The organism is Streptomyces sp. NBC_01294 (assembly GCF_035917235.1).
Lineage (GTDB): Bacteria > Actinomycetota > Actinomycetes > Streptomycetales > Streptomycetaceae > Streptomyces > Streptomyces caledonius.
Map to the genome: position 1 here is coordinate 4,483,695 of NZ_CP108423.1, position 19,837 is coordinate 4,503,531.

17 protein-coding genes are annotated in these 19,837 nt (G+C 72.6%); 6 read left to right on the top strand and 11 right to left on the bottom strand.

The genetic code is table 11. The annotated features are described in order from the left end of the window. Positions 1 to 7: 7 nt before the first annotated feature. The 8 genes from OG534_RS20385 to OG534_RS20420 form a co-directional block, all read right to left on the bottom strand. Positions 8 to 1,927 (bottom strand): DUF1906 domain-containing protein, encoded by a 1,920-nt coding sequence (locus OG534_RS20385; RefSeq protein ID WP_326589578.1) that lies wholly within the window; start codon positions 1,925 to 1,927, stop codon positions 8 to 10. A gap of 110 nt (positions 1,928 to 2,037) precedes the next feature. Further along, entirely contained in the window at positions 2,038 to 3,111 is a 1,074-nt protein-coding gene (locus OG534_RS20390) for a transglycosylase family protein (protein WP_326589579.1), read from the bottom strand. 26 nt (positions 3,112 to 3,137) lie between these two features. Beyond that, the gene (locus OG534_RS20395; RefSeq protein WP_326589580.1) at positions 3,138 to 4,475 is read right to left on the bottom strand and encodes an NlpC/P60 family protein; all 1,338 of its coding nucleotides are present in this window, start codon (positions 4,473 to 4,475) and stop codon (positions 3,138 to 3,140) included. 137 nt (positions 4,476 to 4,612) lie between these two features. Continuing rightward, entirely contained in the window at positions 4,613 to 4,867 is a 255-nt protein-coding gene (locus OG534_RS20400) for a hypothetical protein (RefSeq protein ID WP_326589581.1), read from the bottom strand. Positions 4,868 to 4,898: 31 nt separating this feature from the next. Continuing rightward, a complete protein-coding gene (locus tag OG534_RS20405) occupies positions 4,899 to 5,090 on the bottom strand; it encodes a hypothetical protein (RefSeq protein WP_326589583.1) in 192 nt (63 codons plus the stop codon). A gap of 209 nt (positions 5,091 to 5,299) precedes the next feature. Then, complete coding sequence (locus tag OG534_RS20410) at positions 5,300 to 6,568, bottom strand: MAB_1171c family putative transporter (RefSeq protein ID WP_326589585.1); 1,269 nt, start codon at positions 6,566 to 6,568, stop codon at positions 5,300 to 5,302. Next, complete coding sequence (locus OG534_RS20415) at positions 6,568 to 7,092, bottom strand: hypothetical protein (protein WP_326589588.1); 525 nt, start codon at positions 7,090 to 7,092, stop codon at positions 6,568 to 6,570. The genes OG534_RS20410 and OG534_RS20415 overlap by 1 nt, the downstream gene beginning before the upstream one ends. A gap of 73 nt (positions 7,093 to 7,165) precedes the next feature. Next, the gene (locus OG534_RS20420; protein ID WP_326589590.1) at positions 7,166 to 7,708 is read right to left on the bottom strand and encodes a hypothetical protein; all 543 of its coding nucleotides are present in this window, start codon (positions 7,706 to 7,708) and stop codon (positions 7,166 to 7,168) included. A gap of 198 nt (positions 7,709 to 7,906) precedes the next feature. On the opposite strand from OG534_RS20420, the gene OG534_RS20425 reads away from it, so the two are divergent. Further along, entirely contained in the window at positions 7,907 to 8,896 is a 990-nt protein-coding gene (locus tag OG534_RS20425) for a helix-turn-helix transcriptional regulator (RefSeq protein WP_326589592.1), read from the top strand. A 141-nt stretch (positions 8,897 to 9,037) separates the two neighbouring features. Here the strand turns inward: OG534_RS20425 and OG534_RS20430 are convergent, their stop codons facing one another. Continuing rightward, a complete protein-coding gene (locus OG534_RS20430; RefSeq protein WP_326589593.1) occupies positions 9,038 to 9,451 on the bottom strand; it encodes a nuclear transport factor 2 family protein in 414 nt (137 codons plus the stop codon). Positions 9,452 to 9,549: 98 nt separating this feature from the next. Between OG534_RS20430 and OG534_RS20435 the strand changes: the two genes are divergently transcribed. Next, entirely contained in the window at positions 9,550 to 10,119 is a 570-nt protein-coding gene (locus OG534_RS20435) for a PadR family transcriptional regulator (RefSeq protein ID WP_326589595.1), read from the top strand. After that, positions 10,106 to 10,900, top strand: a complete 795-nt coding sequence (locus OG534_RS20440; RefSeq protein ID WP_326589596.1) for an SGNH/GDSL hydrolase family protein — start codon at positions 10,106 to 10,108, stop codon at positions 10,898 to 10,900. Before OG534_RS20435 ends, OG534_RS20440 begins: the two co-directional genes overlap by 14 nt. Here OG534_RS20440 and OG534_RS20445 read toward each other — a convergent pair. After that, positions 10,897 to 14,028: a sacsin N-terminal ATP-binding-like domain-containing protein gene (locus OG534_RS20445; protein WP_326589597.1), complete on the bottom strand. Its 3,132-nt coding sequence runs from the start codon at positions 14,026 to 14,028 to the stop codon at positions 10,897 to 10,899. The genes OG534_RS20440 and OG534_RS20445 overlap by 4 nt on opposite strands. A 135-nt stretch (positions 14,029 to 14,163) precedes the next feature. Continuing rightward, positions 14,164 to 15,285, bottom strand: coding sequence for a phosphoserine transaminase (gene serC, locus OG534_RS20450; RefSeq protein WP_326589598.1), 1,122 nt, complete (start codon positions 15,283 to 15,285; stop codon positions 14,164 to 14,166). A gap of 175 nt (positions 15,286 to 15,460) precedes the next feature. Here serC and OG534_RS20455 point away from each other — a divergent pair, with 175 nt between their 5' ends. Genes OG534_RS20455 through OG534_RS20465 form a run of 3 tightly spaced genes read left to right on the top strand, consistent with a single transcriptional unit; the run spans position 15,461 to position 19,748 of the window. After that, positions 15,461 to 18,325, top strand: coding sequence for an FAD-binding and (Fe-S)-binding domain-containing protein (locus tag OG534_RS20455; RefSeq protein ID WP_326593725.1), 2,865 nt, complete (start codon positions 15,461 to 15,463; stop codon positions 18,323 to 18,325). A gap of 47 nt (positions 18,326 to 18,372) precedes the next feature. After that, positions 18,373 to 19,392: an EamA family transporter gene (locus tag OG534_RS20460; protein ID WP_326589599.1), complete on the top strand. Its 1,020-nt coding sequence runs from the start codon at positions 18,373 to 18,375 to the stop codon at positions 19,390 to 19,392. Next, positions 19,392 to 19,748, top strand: coding sequence for a DUF1801 domain-containing protein (locus OG534_RS20465; protein ID WP_326589600.1), 357 nt, complete (start codon positions 19,392 to 19,394; stop codon positions 19,746 to 19,748). Before OG534_RS20460 ends, OG534_RS20465 begins: the two co-directional genes overlap by 1 nt. The last annotated feature ends 89 nt before the right edge of the window (positions 19,749 to 19,837 follow it).

The window sequence follows — 19,837 nt, forward strand, 5'->3', positions numbered from 1 at the left end:
GAGTCCGTCACCACTGGCCGGTGAGGGGGGTGTCGCCGGGAACCCCGAAGCGGACGGAGTAGATGACCGTGTCGGAATCCTTGGCGGCACCGAAGAAGTCCGATTCCGAGGCCCGGTAGACGCCGATCTTGTCCGTGCCGTCGCCGTTCCAGTCACCCTTGATCGGGGTGTCGCCCGGGTTCCCGAACTTGATCTGGTGGTCCACCGGCGCACTCGTCTGGGAGTCCGTCAGGTAGAACGTCTGGTCGGAACCGCGGTAGACGCCGATGGTGTCCTTGCCGTCGCCGTTCCAGTCACCGGTCATCGGGGTGTCACCCTCGACGCCCATCTTCACTGCATAGGCGGCGACACGGTTGTCGTTGCTCAGGTAGAACGTCTGATCCGCCGGGTGGTACACGCCGATCGTGTCCGTGCCGTTTCCGTCCCAGTCGCCTATCAAGGGAATGTCCCCGGGGTTCCCGTACATCGCCGATACCGCAACGGTGCCGTTGTCATTGCTCAGATGAAACGTCTGGTCCTCGGGTCGGTAGACACCGAACGTGTCCTGGCCGTCGCCGTTCCAGTCACCCGTCAACGGCTTGTCACCCGGTACCCCGAAACCGGCCCATCCGTACAGACCGCCACTGCGGTCCGCCACATAGAACTTCGCCTCGTCCGACCGGTACACACCCGCATTCGTCGGCTTGTGGGTCCCGTTCAGCGCGACGTCCATGTAGTCCCGGTCGATCTGGATCTGCTTGCCGCCCCAGGTCTCCGTGACGTTCCCGCTGTACTGGTGGACGCGCTGGCGGTTGGCCCACGCCCAACCGGGCAGTGCCGGGTCGTTGGTGTCGGCGACACCGTTCCAGTTGGCGCTGAAGACGACGTCGGGCATCGTGTGGCTGCCCGCGTGGGCGGCCAGGTCGGCGATTCCGGACGAGGAGCTGCTGTAGACCGCCGAGTTGTAGCCCCGGGCGTGGAGCTGTTCGGTCCACGCGGACAGGAAAGCGAGCACGTTGCCCGAGTACGTCTTGTTGTACGCCTCCATGTCGTAGTACAGCAGCGCTCCGGGCCCGAGCCCCAAAGCCGCGGCCTGGTTCACCGCGTCGTCCGCGGCGCTCCGCCCCTCGGCGGCGGGCGAGGTGATCTGGCTCGCCTGGGCGCCGACGTAGATCGGCATGAAGCGCCAGCCGGCCGATGCCTGCTGCTGGACCCACGAGGCGGTGAGGTTCTTCTGCGCGCACGCCCGGTTGCGGCCACCGATGTAGATGCCGACCGCGTTGTAAGGAGAGTGCGTCTTCCACGCGTTCATGGTCTCGGAGTCCGGGGCGGCGCAGGCGTCGAACCCCTTGCCGGTGTAGTTCGTCAGGGTGGCCGACGAGGCGGCGGCGGTCGCGGACACCGAGGCCGAGACCGAGGCCGACGCCGACGCCTCCGGCTGCGCGGCCGGCGCGGCGGAGGCGCGCGCCCGGCTCTTCGGGGCCGAGGCCGATATGCCGGCACCGGTGAGGATCTTGCGGACCAGGGACTGGTCCTCGGCATAGGTCGCCGTCACGCGGATGCCCTGGGCCCCTCCGACGATCTCGCGATCGGCCTCGGACACCGTGGTGCCGCCCCGCGCCGCTTCGCCGGACGTGTCGGGCTCCACCAGCAGCGCTTCGGTCCGTCCCACCAGCCGGGACGGGCAGTTCTGCTGCGTGGCGGGAGTGCCGAGGTAGACGGCGTGGCGGTCGAACCGGACGCAGGCGGTCGGGTCGGCACCGAGGTCGACGACGTCCCAGCCGGCGGGAACCTCGAACCGGTGCCCCTGGAAGGTCACGGCCTTGGAGCCGGAGGCGGGCGCCGCCGCCTGGGCCGACACGGTGGCCGGGCCGATGACGGCTGCTGCCGCGGCCAGTACGGCGAGGCCCCGCCCGAGGGGCGGCAGAGAAACACGTGCTCGTGACATGGAGGTCTCCTGTGGGGAGCAGTACGGGGCCCGGGTCCCGCTGAAGTCAGCGGGACCCGCGGAGCCGGAGCTGCTCGGTGGAAGGGGTCAGTACCGCGTTCGGCTTTCCGTCACCACTGGCCGGTGAGGGGGGTGTCGCCGGGAACGCCGAAGCGGACGGAGTAGATGACCGTGTCGGAGTCCTTGGCGGCACCGAAGAAGTCCGATTCGGAGGCCCGGTAGACGCCGATCTTGTCCGTGCCGTCGCCGTTCCAGTCACCCTTGATCGGGGTGTCGCCCGGGTTTCCGAACTTGATCTGGTGGTCCACGGGTGCACTCGTCTGGGAGTCCGTCAGGTAGAAGGTCTGGTCGGAACCGCGGTAGACGCCGATGGTGTCCTTGCCGTCGCCGTTCCAGTCACCGGTCATCGGGGTGTCACCCTCGACGCCCATCTTCACGGCATAGGCGGCGACACGGTTGTCGTTGCTCAGGTAGAACGTCTGATCCGCCGGGTGGTACACGCCGATCGTGTCCGTGCCGTTCCCGTCCCAGTCGCCCATCAAGGGAATGTCCCCGGGGTTCCCGTACATCGCCGATACCGCAACGGTGCCGTTGTCATTGCTCAGATGAAACGTCTGGTCCTCGGGTCGGTAGACACCGAACGTGTCCTGGCCGTCCCCGTTCCAGTCACCCGTCAACGGCTTGTCACCCGGCACCCCGAAACCGGCCCATCCGTACAGACCGCCACTGCGGTCCGCCACATAGAACTTCGCCTCGTCCGACCGGTACACACCCGCGTTGGATGCCTTGTGGCTGGGTTCCGGGTACGGATCCGCGTGATCGCTGCCGAGGCCGGACGAACGACCGCAGTTGGGCCAGGCTTCTGGTCCCTGACCGGCGAGAATCTTCTCGGCGGTCAGGATCTGCTGCTTCTTGGTCGCCTGGTGCGGGTAGCTCGCGTACTGCTCGCCACCGAAGGCGCGCCAGGTCGGCAGGGAGATCTGCAGACCTCCGAAGTACGGCCAGCCGGAGCGGTAGTAGCTCCAATTGCCGCTGCTTTCGCACTGGGCGACCTTGTCCCACGTCGCGACCGATGCCGCGTCCGCCGTTGCGGCCGGCAGGGCCAGCACCATGGCCGCACCCAGTGCGGCGGCGGCTGCTCGGGCACGGACCTGCCGTCCGGTGCGGAGCTCGCGGCTCCGCACCGGACGGGGCTCCGTGTGATCGCCCGTCACCACTGGCCGGTGAGGGGGGTGTCGCCGGGAACCCCGAAGCGGACGGAGTAGATGACCGTGTCGGAGTCCTTGGCGGCACCGAAGAAGTCGGATTCGGAGGCCCGGTAGACGCCGATCTTGTCCGTGCCGTCGCCGTTCCAGTCACCCTTGATCGGGGTGTCGCCCGGGTTTCCGAACTTGATCTGGTGGTCCACCGGCGCACTCGTCTGGGAGTCCGTCAGGTAGAACGTCTGGTCGGAACCGCGGTAGACGCCGATGGTGTCCTTGCCGTCGCCGTTCCAGTCACCGGTCATCGGGGTGTCACCCTCGACGCCCATCTTCACGGCATAGGCGGCGACACGGTTGTCGTTGCTCAGGTAGAACGTCTGATCCGCCGGGTGGTACACGCCGATCGTGTCCGTGCCGTTCCCGTCCCAGTCGCCCATCAGCGGAATGTCCCCGGGGTTCCCGTACATCGCCGATATCGCAACGGTGCCGTTGTCATTGCTCAGATGAAACGTCTGGTCCTCGGGTCGGTAGACACCGAACGTGTCCTGGCCGTCCCCGTTCCAGTCACCCGTCAACGGCTTGTCACCCGGTACCCCGAAACCGGCCCATCCGTACAGACCGCCACTGCGGTCCGCCACATAGAACTTCGCCTCGTCCGACCGGTACACACCCGCATTCGTCGGCTTTGAGTCCTCGATGATGTTCTTGTAGCGGTAGGGGATGTAGGAGCTGGCGTTGTTGAAGTAGGCGTAGGGGATGACACGGCGCACGGCGTGCGGAGGTGTCTGCTCGATGCCGATGTAGGACGTGTGGGAAGAGTCGGTCCACTGCTCGAAGATGGTGACGTGCGAACCGCGCTCCGGGTTGGAGGGGTTGTGGAAGAGCAGCATGTCTCCCTTGCGCAGCTCGTCCTTCGATATGCGGTCCGCGAAGGTGTCGAGGTTGCCGGTCCAGGCGCTGGTGCCGAGGTTCCAGGCCATGGAGACCAGGCCGGAGCAGTCGGTGCGGTAGCCGTCGCGGTAGTTGCTCATGCTGTACGGGACCTTGGCGTCGACCCAGGTCTTGGCCCGGGCGATGACCGCGCTGCGAGTGATCGGCGCGGCGGCGGCGCTCTGCGCGGCTGCCGCTCCGGAGAAGGTGCTCTTGCCGGCCCCCTCGGTCTTGAGGGGCTCCGGCTTGCCCTGCGGACGCTCGACGTCCGCGGTGGCCGCGGCCGCCGCGGCGGCGGACGGCGAGTCCACCTGAGCGGCGTTGGCGTGGACGGGTGCGGAAGCGAGGACGGCCGTGGCGATGGAGAGGGCCACGATGGTGCCGGTGGCGCGGGCCACGTTGGACTTGCTGGGCATGAAGTCTCCTGGAAGGCATGGCTGATCGACGGGCCGGCCGATGGGCCTGGGCGCCGTTGGAAGAGCTGAGGAAGGAAGCGGGAGAAAAGCAGGCCGGCCTTCGTGGGGCGGGCGGACCGCTGTGTGCGGGGCCTCGCTCAGCGGTGGAGCGTGACGGAGTAGCCGTGCGTGCCGGTGCCGCCCGAGGCGAGCGTGTCGGTGACGAGGCGGCCGGCCTTGGCCTGTGCGATGCCGGTGCTGGGGGCGCGGATGAAGAGGACGATCCCGATGCCGTCCGGGCCCGTGCGCGCCCGGATGTGTTCCATGCCGCACTCGGGTGTGGCGTGGGCCCACAGGGCGTCGACCAGGGCGTGTGCCTGACTGTCGGTTGGCGGGGCTCCTCCCGTCGGCATCAAGGTGAGATGGACGGGCAACACCGCGGGGTCAGTCCCAGCCGATGCCGTTGTCCGACGCGCCCGCCGCGGACACGGACACCGTCGCGTGGGCCGGGATCACGTCCCAGCCGATCCCCGTCGGGTTCGTCGCTGCCTGGGCGGCCGACGCGACGGGGGCCGCCACACCGGACAGGACCGAGGTGACGAGTACGGCGGTGAGCAGGCGGGCGGTCGTGGACATGGCTGTTTCCCCCAGTGGCGGCGTGAGCAGGAAGTTCGGGACCCGGCGTCGGCGCCGTTGCCCCCGGTTCCGGCCGGGAGTTGCCTCCCCCGCCTTCCCGGTGAGCACTATCCTGCCGACCCCGGCGACCCCCGGGAAGCCGATCCGGACGTCAGCATTAGGACTGGCCGCATCAGGACGCGAACCCTGCCGACCTGCGGCGATGGCCCCTACCGGACCTCCTGGCCGCCTTTGCGCCCGTGCTCCTGTCCGTGCCCGGACGAGGGTCGGCCGCCCTGCGGCCGGCCACCGACCCCGGCCGGCCGCGGCATCGCCGTGGCACCCCCGCGGGGCAACTGCCCGTAGGCCGCGGCGACCTTGAGCAGCCATGCGACCTCCTCGGCGGGCGTCCTGCTGTCCGCCGGGGGCGGCGCGGCGGCCCGGCCGTCGTCCGGCTCCTGGTGGAGCATCGAGAACAGCCACTCCGCCTCCGCCCGGGCGGTCGGCACACCGCCCCCGACGGGAGCCTCGTCGGGCGCCTCCGCGGGGCGCTCCGCCCCGGTCGCCGCGGACCGGTCTCGAAGGACGAGGCAGGCATCGCGGATCTCGAAGGCCCTGTGGGCCACGTCGAGCGTCCGGTCGCCGGCGACGAACAGATCGCGCGTCCGGCCCATGCGCGGTCCGAACGCCACGGACGGGACGGCGTGGAGCAGGTCCGACCACAGCGGATGCAGCCGCCACAGCGCGTACTGGTCACCGACGTGGCGGACGAGGGTCCTCAGCGGCGGCAGGCCCAGGCCCACGACGATGAGGAGGAGGGATATCACCGGAAGGATCTCGGAGAGGGCATCGGGGGTCCCGCGCCCCGGGACGTCCGGCCGGCTCTCCTGGCGGGCGAGGAACACCACCCGGTACAGGGTGTAGACGAAGCCCATCGCGCCGCCTCCGGCCAGGCACACGACTCCGGCGCGCAGGAGACCCGCCGGCACGCTGCGGCGGTTCGACCAGAAGAGCTTCGCCGACAGGGCTGTGGCGATACCGAGGTAGACGTAGACGATGCCCTCGTACAGGCGCACCGCCGGGTCGCCGAGGTGGGCGTCGGTCACCCGGGTCGCCGGAGCGCCGGGGTCGTGCTCGAAGAAGAAGACGAACAGCACCGTGAGGGCCAGTGCGGCGGCCATCACGAAGACGAGGCGCAGCCGCGCGGCCGCCGCCCGTCGCGGTCCGCGGCCGTGGACCGCGATCACGTATTCCACGACGCAGTAGTTCGACGCCAGCCCGGCGAGGTGTTTGATCAGCACGGACAGGTCGGGCGCCCCGGTGAGGCTCCGGATGAGGTGAACCACCTCGGGCGGCCTGGTCGTCAGCGCCACGGCGACCGCGGCGAGGAAGCCCCACAGGAACCGGGAGGCGCGCGTGCCGCCGAAGGCGGAGGGCGCGCGCCAGATCACCATCGTCCACATGAGGGCGGGCAGGGTGAACTGGTAGATCGAGTACATCAGTTGCCCCGCCAGCGGCGCAGACGGCGTACCGGGTGGGCGAGGCTGGTGGCCAGCCGGCGCGAGGAAGGGGTGCCGACCTGGTCGGCACCGGCGAGGTCGGCCAGGAGCACGGCGATCATCTCCGCCTCCTGTTCCTCGACGGAGGCGAAGTTGGTGCGTGCAGCGCCGAGCGTCCGGACGACGAGGTCCGGGGTCAGCTCGGAAAGTGCCCGCGCGAGCTGGGCCAGTTCGACGTTGTGGGTGTGGCCGCACAGGACGTGGCCGAGTTCGTGGAGCTTGATCAGATCCTGGTGGGCCGGACTGGTCTTCTGCTCGTAGAAGATGACGTCCAGGCTGGGCAGGGCGATCCACGCCCCGCACGGTGAGGCGAACCCGAGCTCGGGCAGCGGCTCCATCACGATCGGACGTCCGCGGTGACGGGCCAGCGCGTCCCGGAAGGAGTCGACCGTGAACGGGTCGGGCAGCTCGATCTCGGCCAGGATGCCCTCGCACCGTCTTCGCAGACCCCGCGGTACAGGCATGGCGGCAGCGAATCCTTCGGTCAGCAGTAGGTCGGCGGTCCGTGCGACGCCCTCAGACTACTAACGATCTTTCTCAGCAGCCGTCTTGGGATGTGCGGGCGGTGGCGCCGCCGTCCCCGGCCGCCTCCGCCTCCAGTGCGCTCAGCCGGTCCGCGAGCGCGGCCAGCATGTGGAGGCTGTTGTCGGACAGACCCGAGGCGCGTTGAGCGAGCCCGATGACGCCGGCGTTCCCGGTGGCCGCGCGGATGTTCGCCAACGCGTCCAGGGCGAGCAGTTGTTCGTCCACGACAGCGGCCTTGGCGTCGTCGAGGAAGTAGGTCGCCCCGCAGCGGATCCCGAACGCGAGGCCCAGCCAGTCCAGGGTCTCCACGGTGGGGTTCGGGGACTGGCCCTTCTGCGTGGTGGCCTGGTGCAGATTGCGGATCGTGTCCCGGGAGATGACGCTGCGTCCGGCGATCCGGTTGACCCGGTCGGCCAGCTCCCGGTAGGCGGGTGCCTTCCCTCCCGCCCGGGCGGTCTCCTGGACGATCAGCCCGTCGAGCCGCTCGGAGATCTTGTGAGCGCGGTCGGGCAGCGGTGCCGGGTGCTCACGGCCTCCATCTGCTCCTGTGCTCATCCCAGCCAGCTCCCATCCGTCGGGAAAACACGATACCCCCAACCTTGTTGGCGATTTTACTAGCGGAACCATCTGTCGCCCGTTACGAGCGGGTTGGGACATTTACTGGCCGGAAGTCGTCAGGCTGTTTGGCGCCCTGCGGGGCGGACCGTAGGCTCGTGGCGATTGTAATCGTCGCATGGCTGGGGGGCTGGGCGGATGCTGGACGTATTGGGGCTGGACCGCGGGGTGGAAGCTGTGTACCGGGCGATGCTTGCCCATCCGGAGGGCGGCGTGCAGGATCTCTGCGACCAACTGGGCGTACCGGAGAGCACGGTGCGCGACGCCCTGGACAAGCTCGCCGACCTCAGGCTGCTGCGCGCCTCCCGGGACGTCATGGGCGAGATGCGGCCGGTCAGCCCTGAGCTCGGCCTGGATCTGCTCCTGCGACGCCAGGAGGAGGAGCTCCTGCGCCGGCGGCAGGACCTCGAACTCGGCAAGGCCGCCGCCGCGCGGGCGATCGCCGAGTACGCCGACCTCCGGCCGGCCACCCGGACCGCGACCAGCGAGCGCCTGGTCGGCCTCGACGCCATCCAGGCGCGACTGGAGGGCCTCGCGCGGGAGATGTCCGGCGAGTGCCTCGCGGTGATGCCCGGCGGAGCCCAGTCGCAGGCCAGCCTCGATGCCTCCAGACCCCTGGACGATGCGGCCCTGGGCAGGGGAATCTCCATGCTGACGCTCTACCAGGACAGTGTGCGGTACGACCCCGCCACCCTCGCGTACGCGCGGTGGATGACCGGGCGCGGCGGCATGGTGCGCACCTGTCCGACGCTCCCGCCGCGCATGCTCGTCTTCGACCGCCGGGTCGCCGTCGTGCCGATCGACCCGGCCGACACGAAGCGCGGCGCGATCTGCATCAGCGAAGCCGGGGTCGTCGCCTCCCTGGTCGCCCTGTTCGAGCAGACGTGGCACTCCGCGGTCCCGCTCGGTGCCGACCGCTCCAAGGACGCCCGCACCGGTCTCAGTACGTCCGAGCAGGAACTGCTCACGCTGCTCGCGTCCGGCCTCACCGACGAGGTCGCGGGGCGGCGGCTCGGCATCTCGGCCCGCAGTGTGCGGCGGCAGATGGCGGGGCTCATGGAACGCCTGGACGCATCGAGCCGGTTCGAGGCCGGGCTGAAGGCGGCCCAGCGCGGCTGGCTCCAGTAGCGCCCCCGCAGGCCTGGACCCCGACGCCGTGCCGCTCGCCGTCCGGCGCGAAGTACGACCCTTTGCCTTGCGGTGCACGGCACCGGACGCCGCGGGATCACCGGCCTGATCCAAAAGAAGCGGCCTGGACGGGGCCGAGTACTAGGCGAGGCCGTCGGCGACCAGGCCGGCGAGGACCGCCTGGCCCAGGGCGTGGACGGCGGACTGGGGGCGGACCATGACCGTGAACTCCTTGACCCGGCCCGTCTCGTCGAACTGGAGCTGGTCGATGCCGTGGATCTGCTTGCCGTCCACGGTGGCCCGGAAGGGCAGGATCACCGCCGGGGCCTGCTCGCCGTCGGTGCTGGTCTCGGCCGCGCCCTCGAAGCGTCCGATGTAGCGCAGGTCCTCGAAGACGCGCAGCAGGACCCCGAAGAGCCCCAGGACCATGGGCCTGCCCTCGAACGGGGTGAACTTCACCGGGCTGTAGAGCCGGATGTCCTCGGTGAACAGGTCCTCCAGTGCGGAGAGATCGCGCTTCTCCACGGCGGTGCGGAAGCGTTCGGCGGTTCCCATGACAGGCTCCACGGCCCCTCCTCATACTCAAGGAATTGACTAGTCATATTCATGAGTAGGATGCAGGGACGGACGGGCAAAGGGAAGGGGCTGCCGCAATGGCCTTGCGACATGCCGTACTGGCGGCGCTGCTGGACGCCGAGTACAGCGGATACGAACTGGCGAAGTCCTTCGGCATCGGCGTCGCCAACTTCTGGCACGCCTCCCCCCAGCAGCTGTACGCCGAGCTGGCCAAGCTGGAGAAGGAAGGGCTGGTCGAGGGCCGCCAGGTGGTCCAGGAGGGGCGGCCCAACAAGCGCCTGTTCCAGGTCACCGACGCCGGACGCGACGAGCTGGAGGCCTTCGCGGCGGCCGCGTCCAAGCCCCTGGTCATCCGTGACGACCTCCTGGTCAAGGTCCAGACCGCCGACCGGATCGGCACCGCGTCGGTGATCGAACAGCTCGAAGAACGGGCGTCCGCCGCCGACGCCAAGATCGAACTCCTCGGCAAGGTGGCGCGCAAGATGCGCGGCGACCTGGACGAGGACGAGTTCCTGCTCCGGGGCGAGCGGATCGGCGGGTACCTGACCTGCCTGCGCGGCCTGGCCTTCGAGCAGGGTCACCGGGACTGGTGCCGCCGGAGCGCGGCGATCCTCAGGGAAAGGCAGAAGAACCGTGCCGAACGGTGAGTACCTGCGCTACGTCGCGCTGGGAGACAGCCAGACCGAGGGCCTCGGAGACGGGGACGACACGGTGGGCCTGCGCGGCTTCGCCGACCGGTTCGCCGGGCACCTCGCGGCCGTCAACCCCGGCCTCCAGTACGCCAATCTGGCCGTCCGGGGACGGCTCGCCGGCCAGGTCCGCGCCGAACAGCTGGGCCCCGCCCTGGCCCTGCGCCCCGACGTGGCCACCGTCGTCGCCGGGGTCAACGACATGCTCCGGCCGCGGTTCGACGCAGAGGAGGTCGCCGGGCACCTGGAGGAGATGTTCGCCGCGCTCACGGCCGCCGGGGCGCACGTGGTGACCGTGACCTTCCCCGACCTGGGCAAGGTGGTGCCCCTGGCCCGGCCCGTCGGGGCCCGCATCGCCGACCTCAACGACCGGATCCGCGCCGCGGCCGCCCGGCACGGGGTCACGGTCGCCGAGACCGCCCGGCCGGCCGCCGTCGCCGACCCCCGGATGTGGACCGAGGACCGGCTCCACGCCAGCTCTCTCGGCCACGAACGGATCGCCGCGGCCCTCGCCCACGCCATCGGCCTGCCCGGCAGCGACGACAGCTGGACCCACGCGCTGCCGCCGCGGGCAGCCGCCACGGGCGGTTCGGCCCTGGCGGCCGAACTGCGCTGGGCGGCCGCGTTCCTCGGCCCCTGGCTGGGCCGCCGCCTGCGCGGCCGCTCCTCCGGAGACGGCCGCACCGCGAAGCGCCCGGCCCTGCTCCCGCTGGACGCCACGCCCTCGGACGCCTCCTAGTCGAACCAGCGGTCCCGCGCCAGTTCCGCCGTGCGGGACGGGTCCTCCAGCAGGGCCGCCACCTCGAAGCGGCGCGGCCACTGGCCCGCCGACCAGGCGAGGCCGGCCGCCACGCCCTCCAGCGTGGATGCGTGGAGGGTGCCGTCGGGGGTGCGGCGCCAGTCGAGCTCGGTGCCGCCCGCGACCAGCTCCTCGTGCTCGACGTACGTCGCCGGCGTGGCCGGGCCCAGCAGGGCGCGCACCGACTCCGGGACCTCGTGCTCCTCGCCCGGCGTCGTCACCTCCGCCGGGACCGTCTCCGAGAGCCGGCGCACCTGCAGCAGCTCCGCGAGGTCCGCCGCACGGGACGGGGGGACCGGCAGCAGCGGCAGCCCCGCCGTCAGGGGCAGCAGGTCCGGGGCGTCCGCGATCACGGCGTCGGCCGCGTCCACCACGAGGACCTCGCCGTCCACCACCGCGCGCAGCTCGTCCGGGAGCGTGACCTGCTCCGGGTCCAGATCGGCCAGCGCGCCGTACAGGCCGTGCAGCTGGCGGCCCGTCACCTCGCGCTCCGGGTCCGCGAGACGGCCCAGCAGCTCGGCCGCGCCGCCGGGCTCGTCCAGCAGGGCCGGCACGGTGGTCCGTACGCCCAGGGCCCGCAGGACCTGCTCGTCCTCAAAGCCCGTGGCGTCCGCCGAGGTGTACAGGCCCGCCAGCAGCGGGTCGCCGCCCGCCGCGCGCAGACCCGCCGGGCGGCGGCCGTCGAGCACCGGGTGGTCGCGCAGCCACCAGGCGGTGTACGGGCGCACCGACTGCGTGGTGCCGTCCGGCAGCAGGATGCGCACGGGCTGGGTCAGCGCGTCTCGCAGCGGCGGCTGCGCGAGCATCGCCAGGGCCTGCGGCCAGCAGTCGTCGTCGACCAGGTCGAGGTCGCGGACGGCGACCAGCTCGGTCGCCACCGGCGGGACGGGGGTGTCCGGCAGCTGGTCCAGCACGTCCTCGCACCACACGTCGACCGCGTCCAGCAGCCCCGCGTCGTCGGGCTCGGCGAAGTCCCCCTCGCGGGGCTCCAGTTCGTCCGGGTCCAGGACCACGTCGGTGGCTCGCACCAGCTGGAAGGTCGCCAGCACCCCGCAGGCGGTCAGCGGGCCCTCGCCCCACCGCTGCGCCAGGTCGACGTCCACGTACGGGACCTCGTCCTCGCGGATGACCGAGGCGAGCGGCGAGCCCGGCAGCAGCAGTTCGCCCGCCGGGGTCAGTTCCCCGTCCTCGTCCGGGAGGGCCAGCGCACCCAGCCACGGCTCGTCGCCCGGCGCCAGGTCCGCGTCCCGGACCAGCCCGAGGACCACCTCGGCCAGCTCGTCGGCGTCCAGGGCGTCCGCGTCCTCGTCCCAGATCTCCCCGGCGTCGAGGGAGCCGGCGACGGCGGCCCGCACCTGCGGGGTCGTCAGGACGGCCCGCGCCGTGGCCGGCAGTGCGCCGAGCTTCTCCAGCAGCGGGTGGGCCGCGTCCGGGTGGGCCACCTTGAGCCCCAGGCGGGCCAGGTCCGCGGGCGTCTCCACGGAGGGCAGCAGGATGTGCCGCGGGCCGATCGCGGTACGGCCGTCGGCGAGCGGCACGGGCAGCCCGGACAGCCGGTCGGGGTCCACGCCGGCGAGGGAGTCGTAGAGGCGGTGCCACCAGTCGGGGGTCCGCTCGATGCCCGCGATCCGCTCGATGGCGTCGCCCAGCGGGAGCCGGCCCACGCCCAGGGTGCGCAGCTCGGCGCGGCGCTCCAGGCCCGCCGGCAGCAGCGTCGGCAGGACCTCGGCGAGGACGCGTACGGTGTCGGTCCCCGCGCCCTCCACCACCTCGGCCTCGAAGGGGCGCAGGGCGCTGCGCTCCTCCGCGTGCTCGGGCGGCGCGGCCGGTTCGAGGAAGGCCGTACGGGGGAGCCGCCGCAGGATCGCGCCGCGCAGGGCCCCGTCCAGCTCGCCCTTGCCGAGCGGGCCGGGGACCAGGTCCACGAGGGCGGTGGTCACCGGGTCCCAGGCGCCGAGGAGTTCGGCGTACGCGTCGGCCGCGCGCTCCACGAGGAAGTCGGTCAGCGGTCCGGGTGCGGGGTGCCGGCGGGTGGTGTCCAGCGGCAGGGTCGCGATGAGCAGCGCGGGGATGCCCAGCGGCTCGTCGGTCGGCGTCGGCGCGTGCACGACCGGCGCGGTGACCGGGCGCATCGGCGCGCCCTCGGCGTCGACGGGCACGGCCCAGGACACCGCCCAGGCGGGACGCAGCCGCTCCTCCACGGGCCGGTCGGCGAGCAGCGCCCGCTCGATGGGGCCGCCGTGGCGCACGGTGCGCCAGCGGTTCGTGCCCGTGCCGGCCGCCGTGGTGTCCTCGATGACGGTGTACGGGCCCTCCTCGCGGCGCTGCAGCGTGCGGGTGCCCCCGGCCTGGGTCTCCACGACGACCTCCCGCAGCCCCGGCAGGGTGAGCAGCAGCGCGTCGTCGATGGCCGCCAGCAGCCGCTCCGCCAGATCCTCGGCGGCGGCGTCGCGCAGCGGGAGGACCACGACGGTGTCGTAGCCCTCGGGCGCGGTGCCCTCGGCGGGCAACGGGAGCCGCAGCAGCGGGACGTGCCCGTCGCGGCGGCGCAGCTCGTCGCCGAGGCCGGGGCTGCCGACGGCGGCCTCCCGGGCCAGCTCGCGGGCCTCGGCCAGGGACCAGCGGACACCGCCGTGCCGGCCGAGCACCGCGGGCTCGTCGGTGACGGCGAGGACGGCCGCGAAGCCGACGCCGAAGCGGCCGACGCTGTCGCCGGCGGACTCCCGCTTGGCGGAGGCGCGCAGGGTGCTCAGCGACTCCACGCCCGTCGCGTCCAGCGGGGCACCGGTGTTGGCGACGGCCAGCAGCGCGTGCCCGTTCTCGCCCTCGTGCAGGGTGAGCCGCAGCCGGCCGGGCACCTTGGCCCGGGCCGCGGCGTCGGCGGCGTTCTGCGCCAGCTCGACGACGAGCCGGTCCCGGTAGCCGCCGAGCGCGAGGTCCTCCTCGGCGTTGGCGTCCTCGCGGAAACGGGCCGGTCCCGCACCCCAGGCGTCGAGCACCCCGCGCCGCAGCCGGGCCGTGCCGAAGGGGTCCACACCGCTCTGGGCCGCCGTCACTCGCACGCTCACGCCGCTGCCTCCAAGAATTGCCGTACCCGGACTCCTGCAAGGTAGCGCGTACGGGACCACACCCTCCCCGTGAGGTGGGCGAACACGACGGAGCCCCCGGCGACACGAGGTCACCGGGGGCTCCGCGGCCGGTCCTTAGAGCTTCTCGATCACGTAGTCGATGCAGGCGGTCAGCGCCTGCACGTCCGCCGGGTCGATCGCCGGGAACATCGCGATGCGCAGCTGGTTGCGGCCGAGCTTGCGGTACGGCTCGGTGTCCACGATCCCGTTGGCGCGCAGCACCTTGGCGACGGCCGCCGCGTCGATGTCGTCCGAGAAGTCGATCGTGCCGATGACGGCGGAGCGCTTGTCGGCGTCCACGACGAACGGGGTCGCGTACTTGGACGCCTCCGCCCAGCCGTACAGGTTGCGCGCGCTGGCCGCCGTACGGCCGGTGGTGAACTCCAGACCGCCCTGGCTGTTCATCCACTCCAGCTGCTGGTCCAGCAGGAAGAGGGTGGACAGCGCCGGGGTGTTGTACGTCTGGTTCTTCAGCGAGTTGTCGATCGCCGTCGGCAGCGAGAAGAACTCCGGGATGTGCCGGCTGCCGGAGGCGTGCACGCGCGCGGCGCGCTCCAGGGCCGCCGGGGAGAACGCCGCCAGCCACAGGCCGCCGTCCGAGGCGAAGGACTTCTGCGGGGCGAAGTAGTAGACGTCGGTCTCGGTGATGTCCACCGGCAGACCGCCGGCGCCCGAGGTCGCGTCCACCAGAACGAGGGACCCCGCGTCCGCGCCCGCGACGCGCTTGACGGGCGCCGCGACACCCGTCGAGGTCTCGTTGTGGGTGTACGCGTACACGTCCACGCCCGCCTCGGCCACCGGCTCGGGGTGCGTGCCCGGCTCGGAGGAGATCACGGACGGCTCGTCCAGCCACGGCGCGAGCTTCGCGGCCTTGGCGAACTTCGAGGAGAACTCGCCGAAGGTGAGGTGCTGGGACTTCCGCTCGATCAGACCGGCGGTCGCGATGTCCCAGAAGGCGGTGGAGCCGCCGTTGCCCAGGATCACCTCGTAGCCCTCGGGGAGGGAGAAGAGGTCCCGGATGCCCTGGCGGACCGAGCCGACCAGGTTCTTGACCGGAGCCTGGCGGTGTGAGGTTCCGAGCAGGGAGGTACCGGTGGCGGCGAGGGCGTCCAGCGCCTCGGTCCGCACCTTGGAGGGGCCCGCGCCGAAGCGTCCGTCGGCGGGCTTGATGTCAGCGGGAATCTGGATCTCAGCCACGAGCGGAGCGTATCGGGTCCAGGTCCGCGCCTTGGAAGCGCGTCCACCCGATGAGACGCACCGGAACGGTGGCAGGCTGGGCGCCGTGACGTCACCCGGGGAAGTCGAGCGGACATTGCGGGCGGAGCTGCGCGGGGCGGTGGACTTCAGCGCCGCGGCGCGGGCCCTCGTGACCATGGACGCCTCGAACTACCGCCGCGTCCCCGTGGGCGTGGTCGCCCCGCGCGACGCCGAGGACGTGGCGGCCGCGCTGCGCGTGTGCGCCGAGGCCGGCGTCCCGGTCGTCCCGCGCGGCGGCGGCACCTCCATCGCCGGGCAGGCCACCGGGACCGGGGTCGTCCTCGACCTCACCCGGCACATGAACGCCCTGGTGTCCGTGGACCCGGCCGCCCGCACCGCCGTCGTACAGCCGGGGCTGGTCCTCGACCGGCTGCGGGACGCGGTGCGCCCGTACGGCCTGACCTTCGGACCGGACCCCTCCACGCACTCCCGCTGCACCCTCGGCGGCATGATCGGCAACAACGCGTGCGGAGCCCACTCGGTGGCCTGGGGCACCACCGCGGACAACGTGGCCGAGCTGGCGGTGACCGCGTACGGGGGCACCTCGCACCGGATCTCCACCGGCTGGGCGGGCGCCCCCGCGGGCCTGCCCGAACTGGTCGCCGGGCACCTGGGCCTGCTGCGGACCGGGATGCCGCCCGACTTCTCGCGGCGCATCTCGGGCTACGGCGGCCTGGACGCGCTGCTGCCCGAGCGCGGGGTGCAGCTGGCACGGGCGTTCTGCGGCAGCGAGGGCACGCTCGGGGTGGTGACGGAGGCGGTGGTGCGCCTGGTGGAGCTGCCGCGCGCACCGGCCCTGGCCGTGCTCGGGTACGCGGACGAGGGCGTGGCGGCGGACGCGGCCGCGGGCCTGCTGCCGTACAGGCCGCTGACCGTGGAGGGGATGGCCGAGGACCTGGTCGGGGACGCGGCCGCCCGCGCCGGGCTGCCGCGCGGCCGGGCCTGGCTGTTTGTGGAGATGCGCGACGAGGGCGGCGCGCGGTCGCTCGTACGGGCCGCCGACGCGCTCGACGCGGTGGTGGTCACGGACCCGGAGGCGCAGCGGGCGCTGTGGCGGATCCGCGAGGACGCGGCGGGCACGGCGACCCGGATGCCGGGAGGGGGGATGGCCTGGCCGGGATGGGAGGACTGCGCGGTGCCGCCGGCCCGGCTGGGCGCGTACCTGCGGGAGTTCCGCGCGCTGCTGGCGCAGCACGGGCTGCACGGGACGCCGTACGGGCACTTCGGCGAGGGATGCGTCCACGTACGGATCGACTTCGACCTCGTCTCGGCGGACGGCGTGGCCCGCTTCCGCACCTTCTCCGCCGACCTGGCCGACCTGGTCGTGGCGCACGGCGGGTCCCTGTCGGGGGAGCACGGCGACGGCCAGGCGCGGGCCGAGCTGCTGCCGAAGATGTACGGGCCGCAGGTGATCCGGCTCTTCGGCGCGTACAAGGACGTGTGGGACCCGGCGGGCGGCATGAACCCGGGGATGCTCGTCCGGCCGGCCCGGCTGGACGAGAACCTCCGCTTCGCGGTGCTGCCGGCCACCACCTTCGCGGGCGAGGTCGCGCGGTGCGTCGGCGTCGCGAAATGCCGGTCCGTGGACGGGGCTACGGGCGCGGGCGGGAGCGGCGGGCCGGGGGTGATGTGCCCGTCGTACCGGGTCACGGGGGAGGAACAGCACTCCACGCGCGGCCGGGCCCGGCTGCTGCACGAGATGCTGGCGGGCGAGATCGTGCGGGACGGCTGGCGCTCGAAGGAGGTCGCCGAGGCGCTGGACCTGTGCCTGGGCTGCAAGGGGTGTCGCAGCGACTGCCCGGTGGGCGTGGACATGGCCTCGTACAAGTCGGAGTTCCTGCACCGCCACTGGGCGGGCCGCATCCGCCCGCTCGCCCACTACACCCTGGGCGGCCTGCCGGACTGGCTGCGCCTGATCGCCGCGCTGCGGATGACCCGGCCGGTCAACGCGGCGTCCCGCCACCTCCCCCTCCCGGGCCTGACCCGCGAACGCCCCCTCCCACCCCTGGCCCCACAAACGTTCACCCGCTGGTGGCAGACCCACGGCGCGCCGCCGCACCTTGGCGCCGGGCCGGGGCATATTTCAGCCTCGCCGCACCTTGGCGCCGGGCCCGGGCATATTTCAGCTTCGCCGCACCTTGGCGCCGGGCCCGGGCATATTTCAGCTTCGCCGCACCCTGCCGCGGGGCCCGGGCATATTTCAGCCTCGCCGGCGTTTGAGGCGCGGGTCCGGGCAGAGCCCGGAAGCGGCCCGCAGGGCACCACCCCCACGGCCACCCCCACCGTCACCCTCTGGCCGGACACCTTCACGGAGTACCTCGCCCCCGAGACCGCCCGCGCAGCGGTCCGCGTGCTCCGGGCGGCCGGCCTGACCGTCGACGTCCCCCGCGGGGGCCGGGGCAAGGTCTGCTGCGGCCTGACCTACCTCTCCACCGGCCGCCTGGACCGCGCCCGCACGGTCCTCCACCGCACCCTGAACACCGTCGGAGACCTCCGCACGCCCGTCCTCGTCCTCGAACCCAGCTGCGCCGCGGCCCTCCGCACGGACCTCCCCGCCCTCCTCCCCGACGACCCCCGCGCGGCCCGCCTCGCGGCAGCCGTCCGCACCTTCGCCGAGACCCTGGAGGAGTACGCCCCCGCCTGGCAGCCACCCCGCCTCGACCGGGCGGTGGCCGGCCAGACCCACTGCCACCAGCACGCGGTCCTCGGCGACGCGGCGGACCGGCGGCTGCGCGAGCGCGCCGGTCTCATGGGCGAGCTCAGCGGCGGCTGCTGCGGCCTGGCGGGGAACTTCGGCTTCGAGCCGGGCCATCACGAGGTCTCGGTGGCCTGCGCGGAGGAGCAGCTGCTCCCGTCCCTGCGCGCGGCCGGGCCGGACGCCCTGGTCCAGGCGGACGGATTCTCGTGCCGGACCCAGATCGCCCAGCTGGGCGGAGTCCGGGCCCGCCACCTGGCGGAACTCCTGGCCGAGGGCCTGTAAGGCAAGACCTGCGGCAACACTCCTTACGAACCCCTTAATCTGGATATATGCCCGCCCCCTCCTCGTCCCCCGCTCCGGCCGCCGCCACCGGCGGCCGCGACGCCACATCCGGCGCTGCCCCGGCCTCCGCCCCGGCTTCCGCCCCGGCTTCCGCCCCGGCTTCCGCGTCGGCTTCCGCGTCGGCCCCGCCGCCCGCCCAGGACCGCGGCCGCGGCCTCGGTCCGGTCGCGCTGGTGATCTCGGCGGGGATCTCGGTGCAGTTCGGCGCCGCCCTCGCGGTCATGATCATGCCGAGGGCCGGCGCGGCGGGCGTCGTCACGCTGCGCCTCGCGGCCGCCGCGCTCGTGCTGCTGCTCCTGTGCCGCCCCACGGTCCGCGGCTACTCCCGCTCCGACTGGGGCACGGTGCTCGCCTTCGGCGTCGCCCTCGCCGGGATGAACGGGCTCTTCTACCAGGCCATCGACCGGATCCCGCTCGGTCCGGCCGTCACCCTGGAGGTCCTCGGGCCGCTCGCCCTGTCCGTCATCGTCTCCCGGCGCCTGGTGAACGTGCTCTGGGCCGGCCTCGCCCTCGGCGGCGTGGTCCTGCTCTCCGGGCACGGCGGGGGCGGCCTCGGTTTCGGCTCCCTCGACCCGCTGGGCGCGGCCTTCGCACTCGGGGCGGGCGCGATGTGGGCGGCGTACATCGTCTTCAGCGCGCGCACCGGCCGCCGCTTCCCGCAGGCCGACGGCCTGGCCCTGGCGATGGCGGTGGCCGCGGTCCTCTCGCTGCCGCTCGGCGTCATCGAGGCCGGCTCGGACCTGCTGGTGCCGAGCACCCTCGCGCTGGGCCTCGGGGTCGCCGTACTGTCCTCCGTGCTGCCCTACACGCTGGAAATGCTCGCCCTGCGGCGGATGCCGGCCCCGACCTTCGCGATCCTGATGAGCCTGGAGCCGGCCATCGCCGCCACCGCGGGCTTCCTCGTCCTGAACCAGGCCATGTCCGCACTGGACGCCCTGGCCATCGCCCTCGTGATCGCGGCCAGCATGGGCGCGGTCCGTTCCCAGATCCGGAAGCAGGCCCCCTGATGGACGTCGTCACCTACCTGGCCGGGGTCCCCGAGGCCCGCCGCCCGGCCCTCGTCCGACTGCGGGAGCTGTGCCTCGCGGAACTGACGGGCTTCGAGGAGACCATCGCGTACGGGATGCCCGTGTACGTGCGGCCGGGGGAGACCGAGGGGGAGATCGCCTGGGCGAACCAGAAGCAGTACATCTCCTTCTACCTGATGCGCACGGACGTACGGGACGCCTTCACGGACCGCCTGGCCGCCCACGACATGGGCAAGGCCTGCCTGCGCTTCCGCCGCCCGGACACCATGGACTTCACCCTGGTCCGCGACCTCCTGCGCGCGACGGCCCAGGCGGGCCCGGGCCAGGTCTGCTGACAGCGCCCGCAACGGCGGCCACGGTCGCTTCCTGCCCGGCCACGGTCACTTCCTGCCCGGCCGTGTCACAGACGGCCGGGCTGTCTCGT

Bases quoted from the DNA above. Each gene is read 5' to 3' on its own strand.
- OG534_RS20385 (WP_326589578.1), bottom strand. From the start codon at position 1,927: ATGTCACGAGCACGTGTTTCTCTGCCGCCCCTCGGGCGGGGCCTCGCC.
- OG534_RS20430 (WP_326589593.1), bottom strand. From the start codon at position 9,451: ATGGGAACCGCCGAACGCTTCCGCACCGCCGTGGAGAAGCGCGATCTC.
- OG534_RS20400 (WP_326589581.1), bottom strand. From the start codon at position 4,867: ATGCCGACGGGAGGAGCCCCGCCAACCGACAGTCAGGCACACGCCCTG.
- OG534_RS20415 (WP_326589588.1), bottom strand. From the start codon at position 7,092: ATGCCTGTACCGCGGGGTCTGCGAAGACGGTGCGAGGGCATCCTGGCC.
- OG534_RS20420 (WP_326589590.1), bottom strand. From the start codon at position 7,708: ATGAGCACAGGAGCAGATGGAGGCCGTGAGCACCCGGCACCGCTGCCC.
- OG534_RS20455 (WP_326593725.1), top strand. From the start codon at position 15,461: ATGGACGCCTCGAACTACCGCCGCGTCCCCGTGGGCGTGGTCGCCCCG.
- OG534_RS20465 (WP_326589600.1), top strand. From the start codon at position 19,392: ATGGACGTCGTCACCTACCTGGCCGGGGTCCCCGAGGCCCGCCGCCCG.
- OG534_RS20410 (WP_326589585.1), bottom strand. From the start codon at position 6,568: ATGTACTCGATCTACCAGTTCACCCTGCCCGCCCTCATGTGGACGATG.
- OG534_RS20405 (WP_326589583.1), bottom strand. From the start codon at position 5,090: ATGTCCACGACCGCCCGCCTGCTCACCGCCGTACTCGTCACCTCGGTC.
- OG534_RS20435 (WP_326589595.1), top strand. From the start codon at position 9,550: ATGGCCTTGCGACATGCCGTACTGGCGGCGCTGCTGGACGCCGAGTAC.
- OG534_RS20425 (WP_326589592.1), top strand. From the start codon at position 7,907: ATGCTGGACGTATTGGGGCTGGACCGCGGGGTGGAAGCTGTGTACCGG.
- OG534_RS20395 (WP_326589580.1), bottom strand. From the start codon at position 4,475: ATGCCCAGCAAGTCCAACGTGGCCCGCGCCACCGGCACCATCGTGGCC.
- OG534_RS20460 (WP_326589599.1), top strand. From the start codon at position 18,373: ATGCCCGCCCCCTCCTCGTCCCCCGCTCCGGCCGCCGCCACCGGCGGC.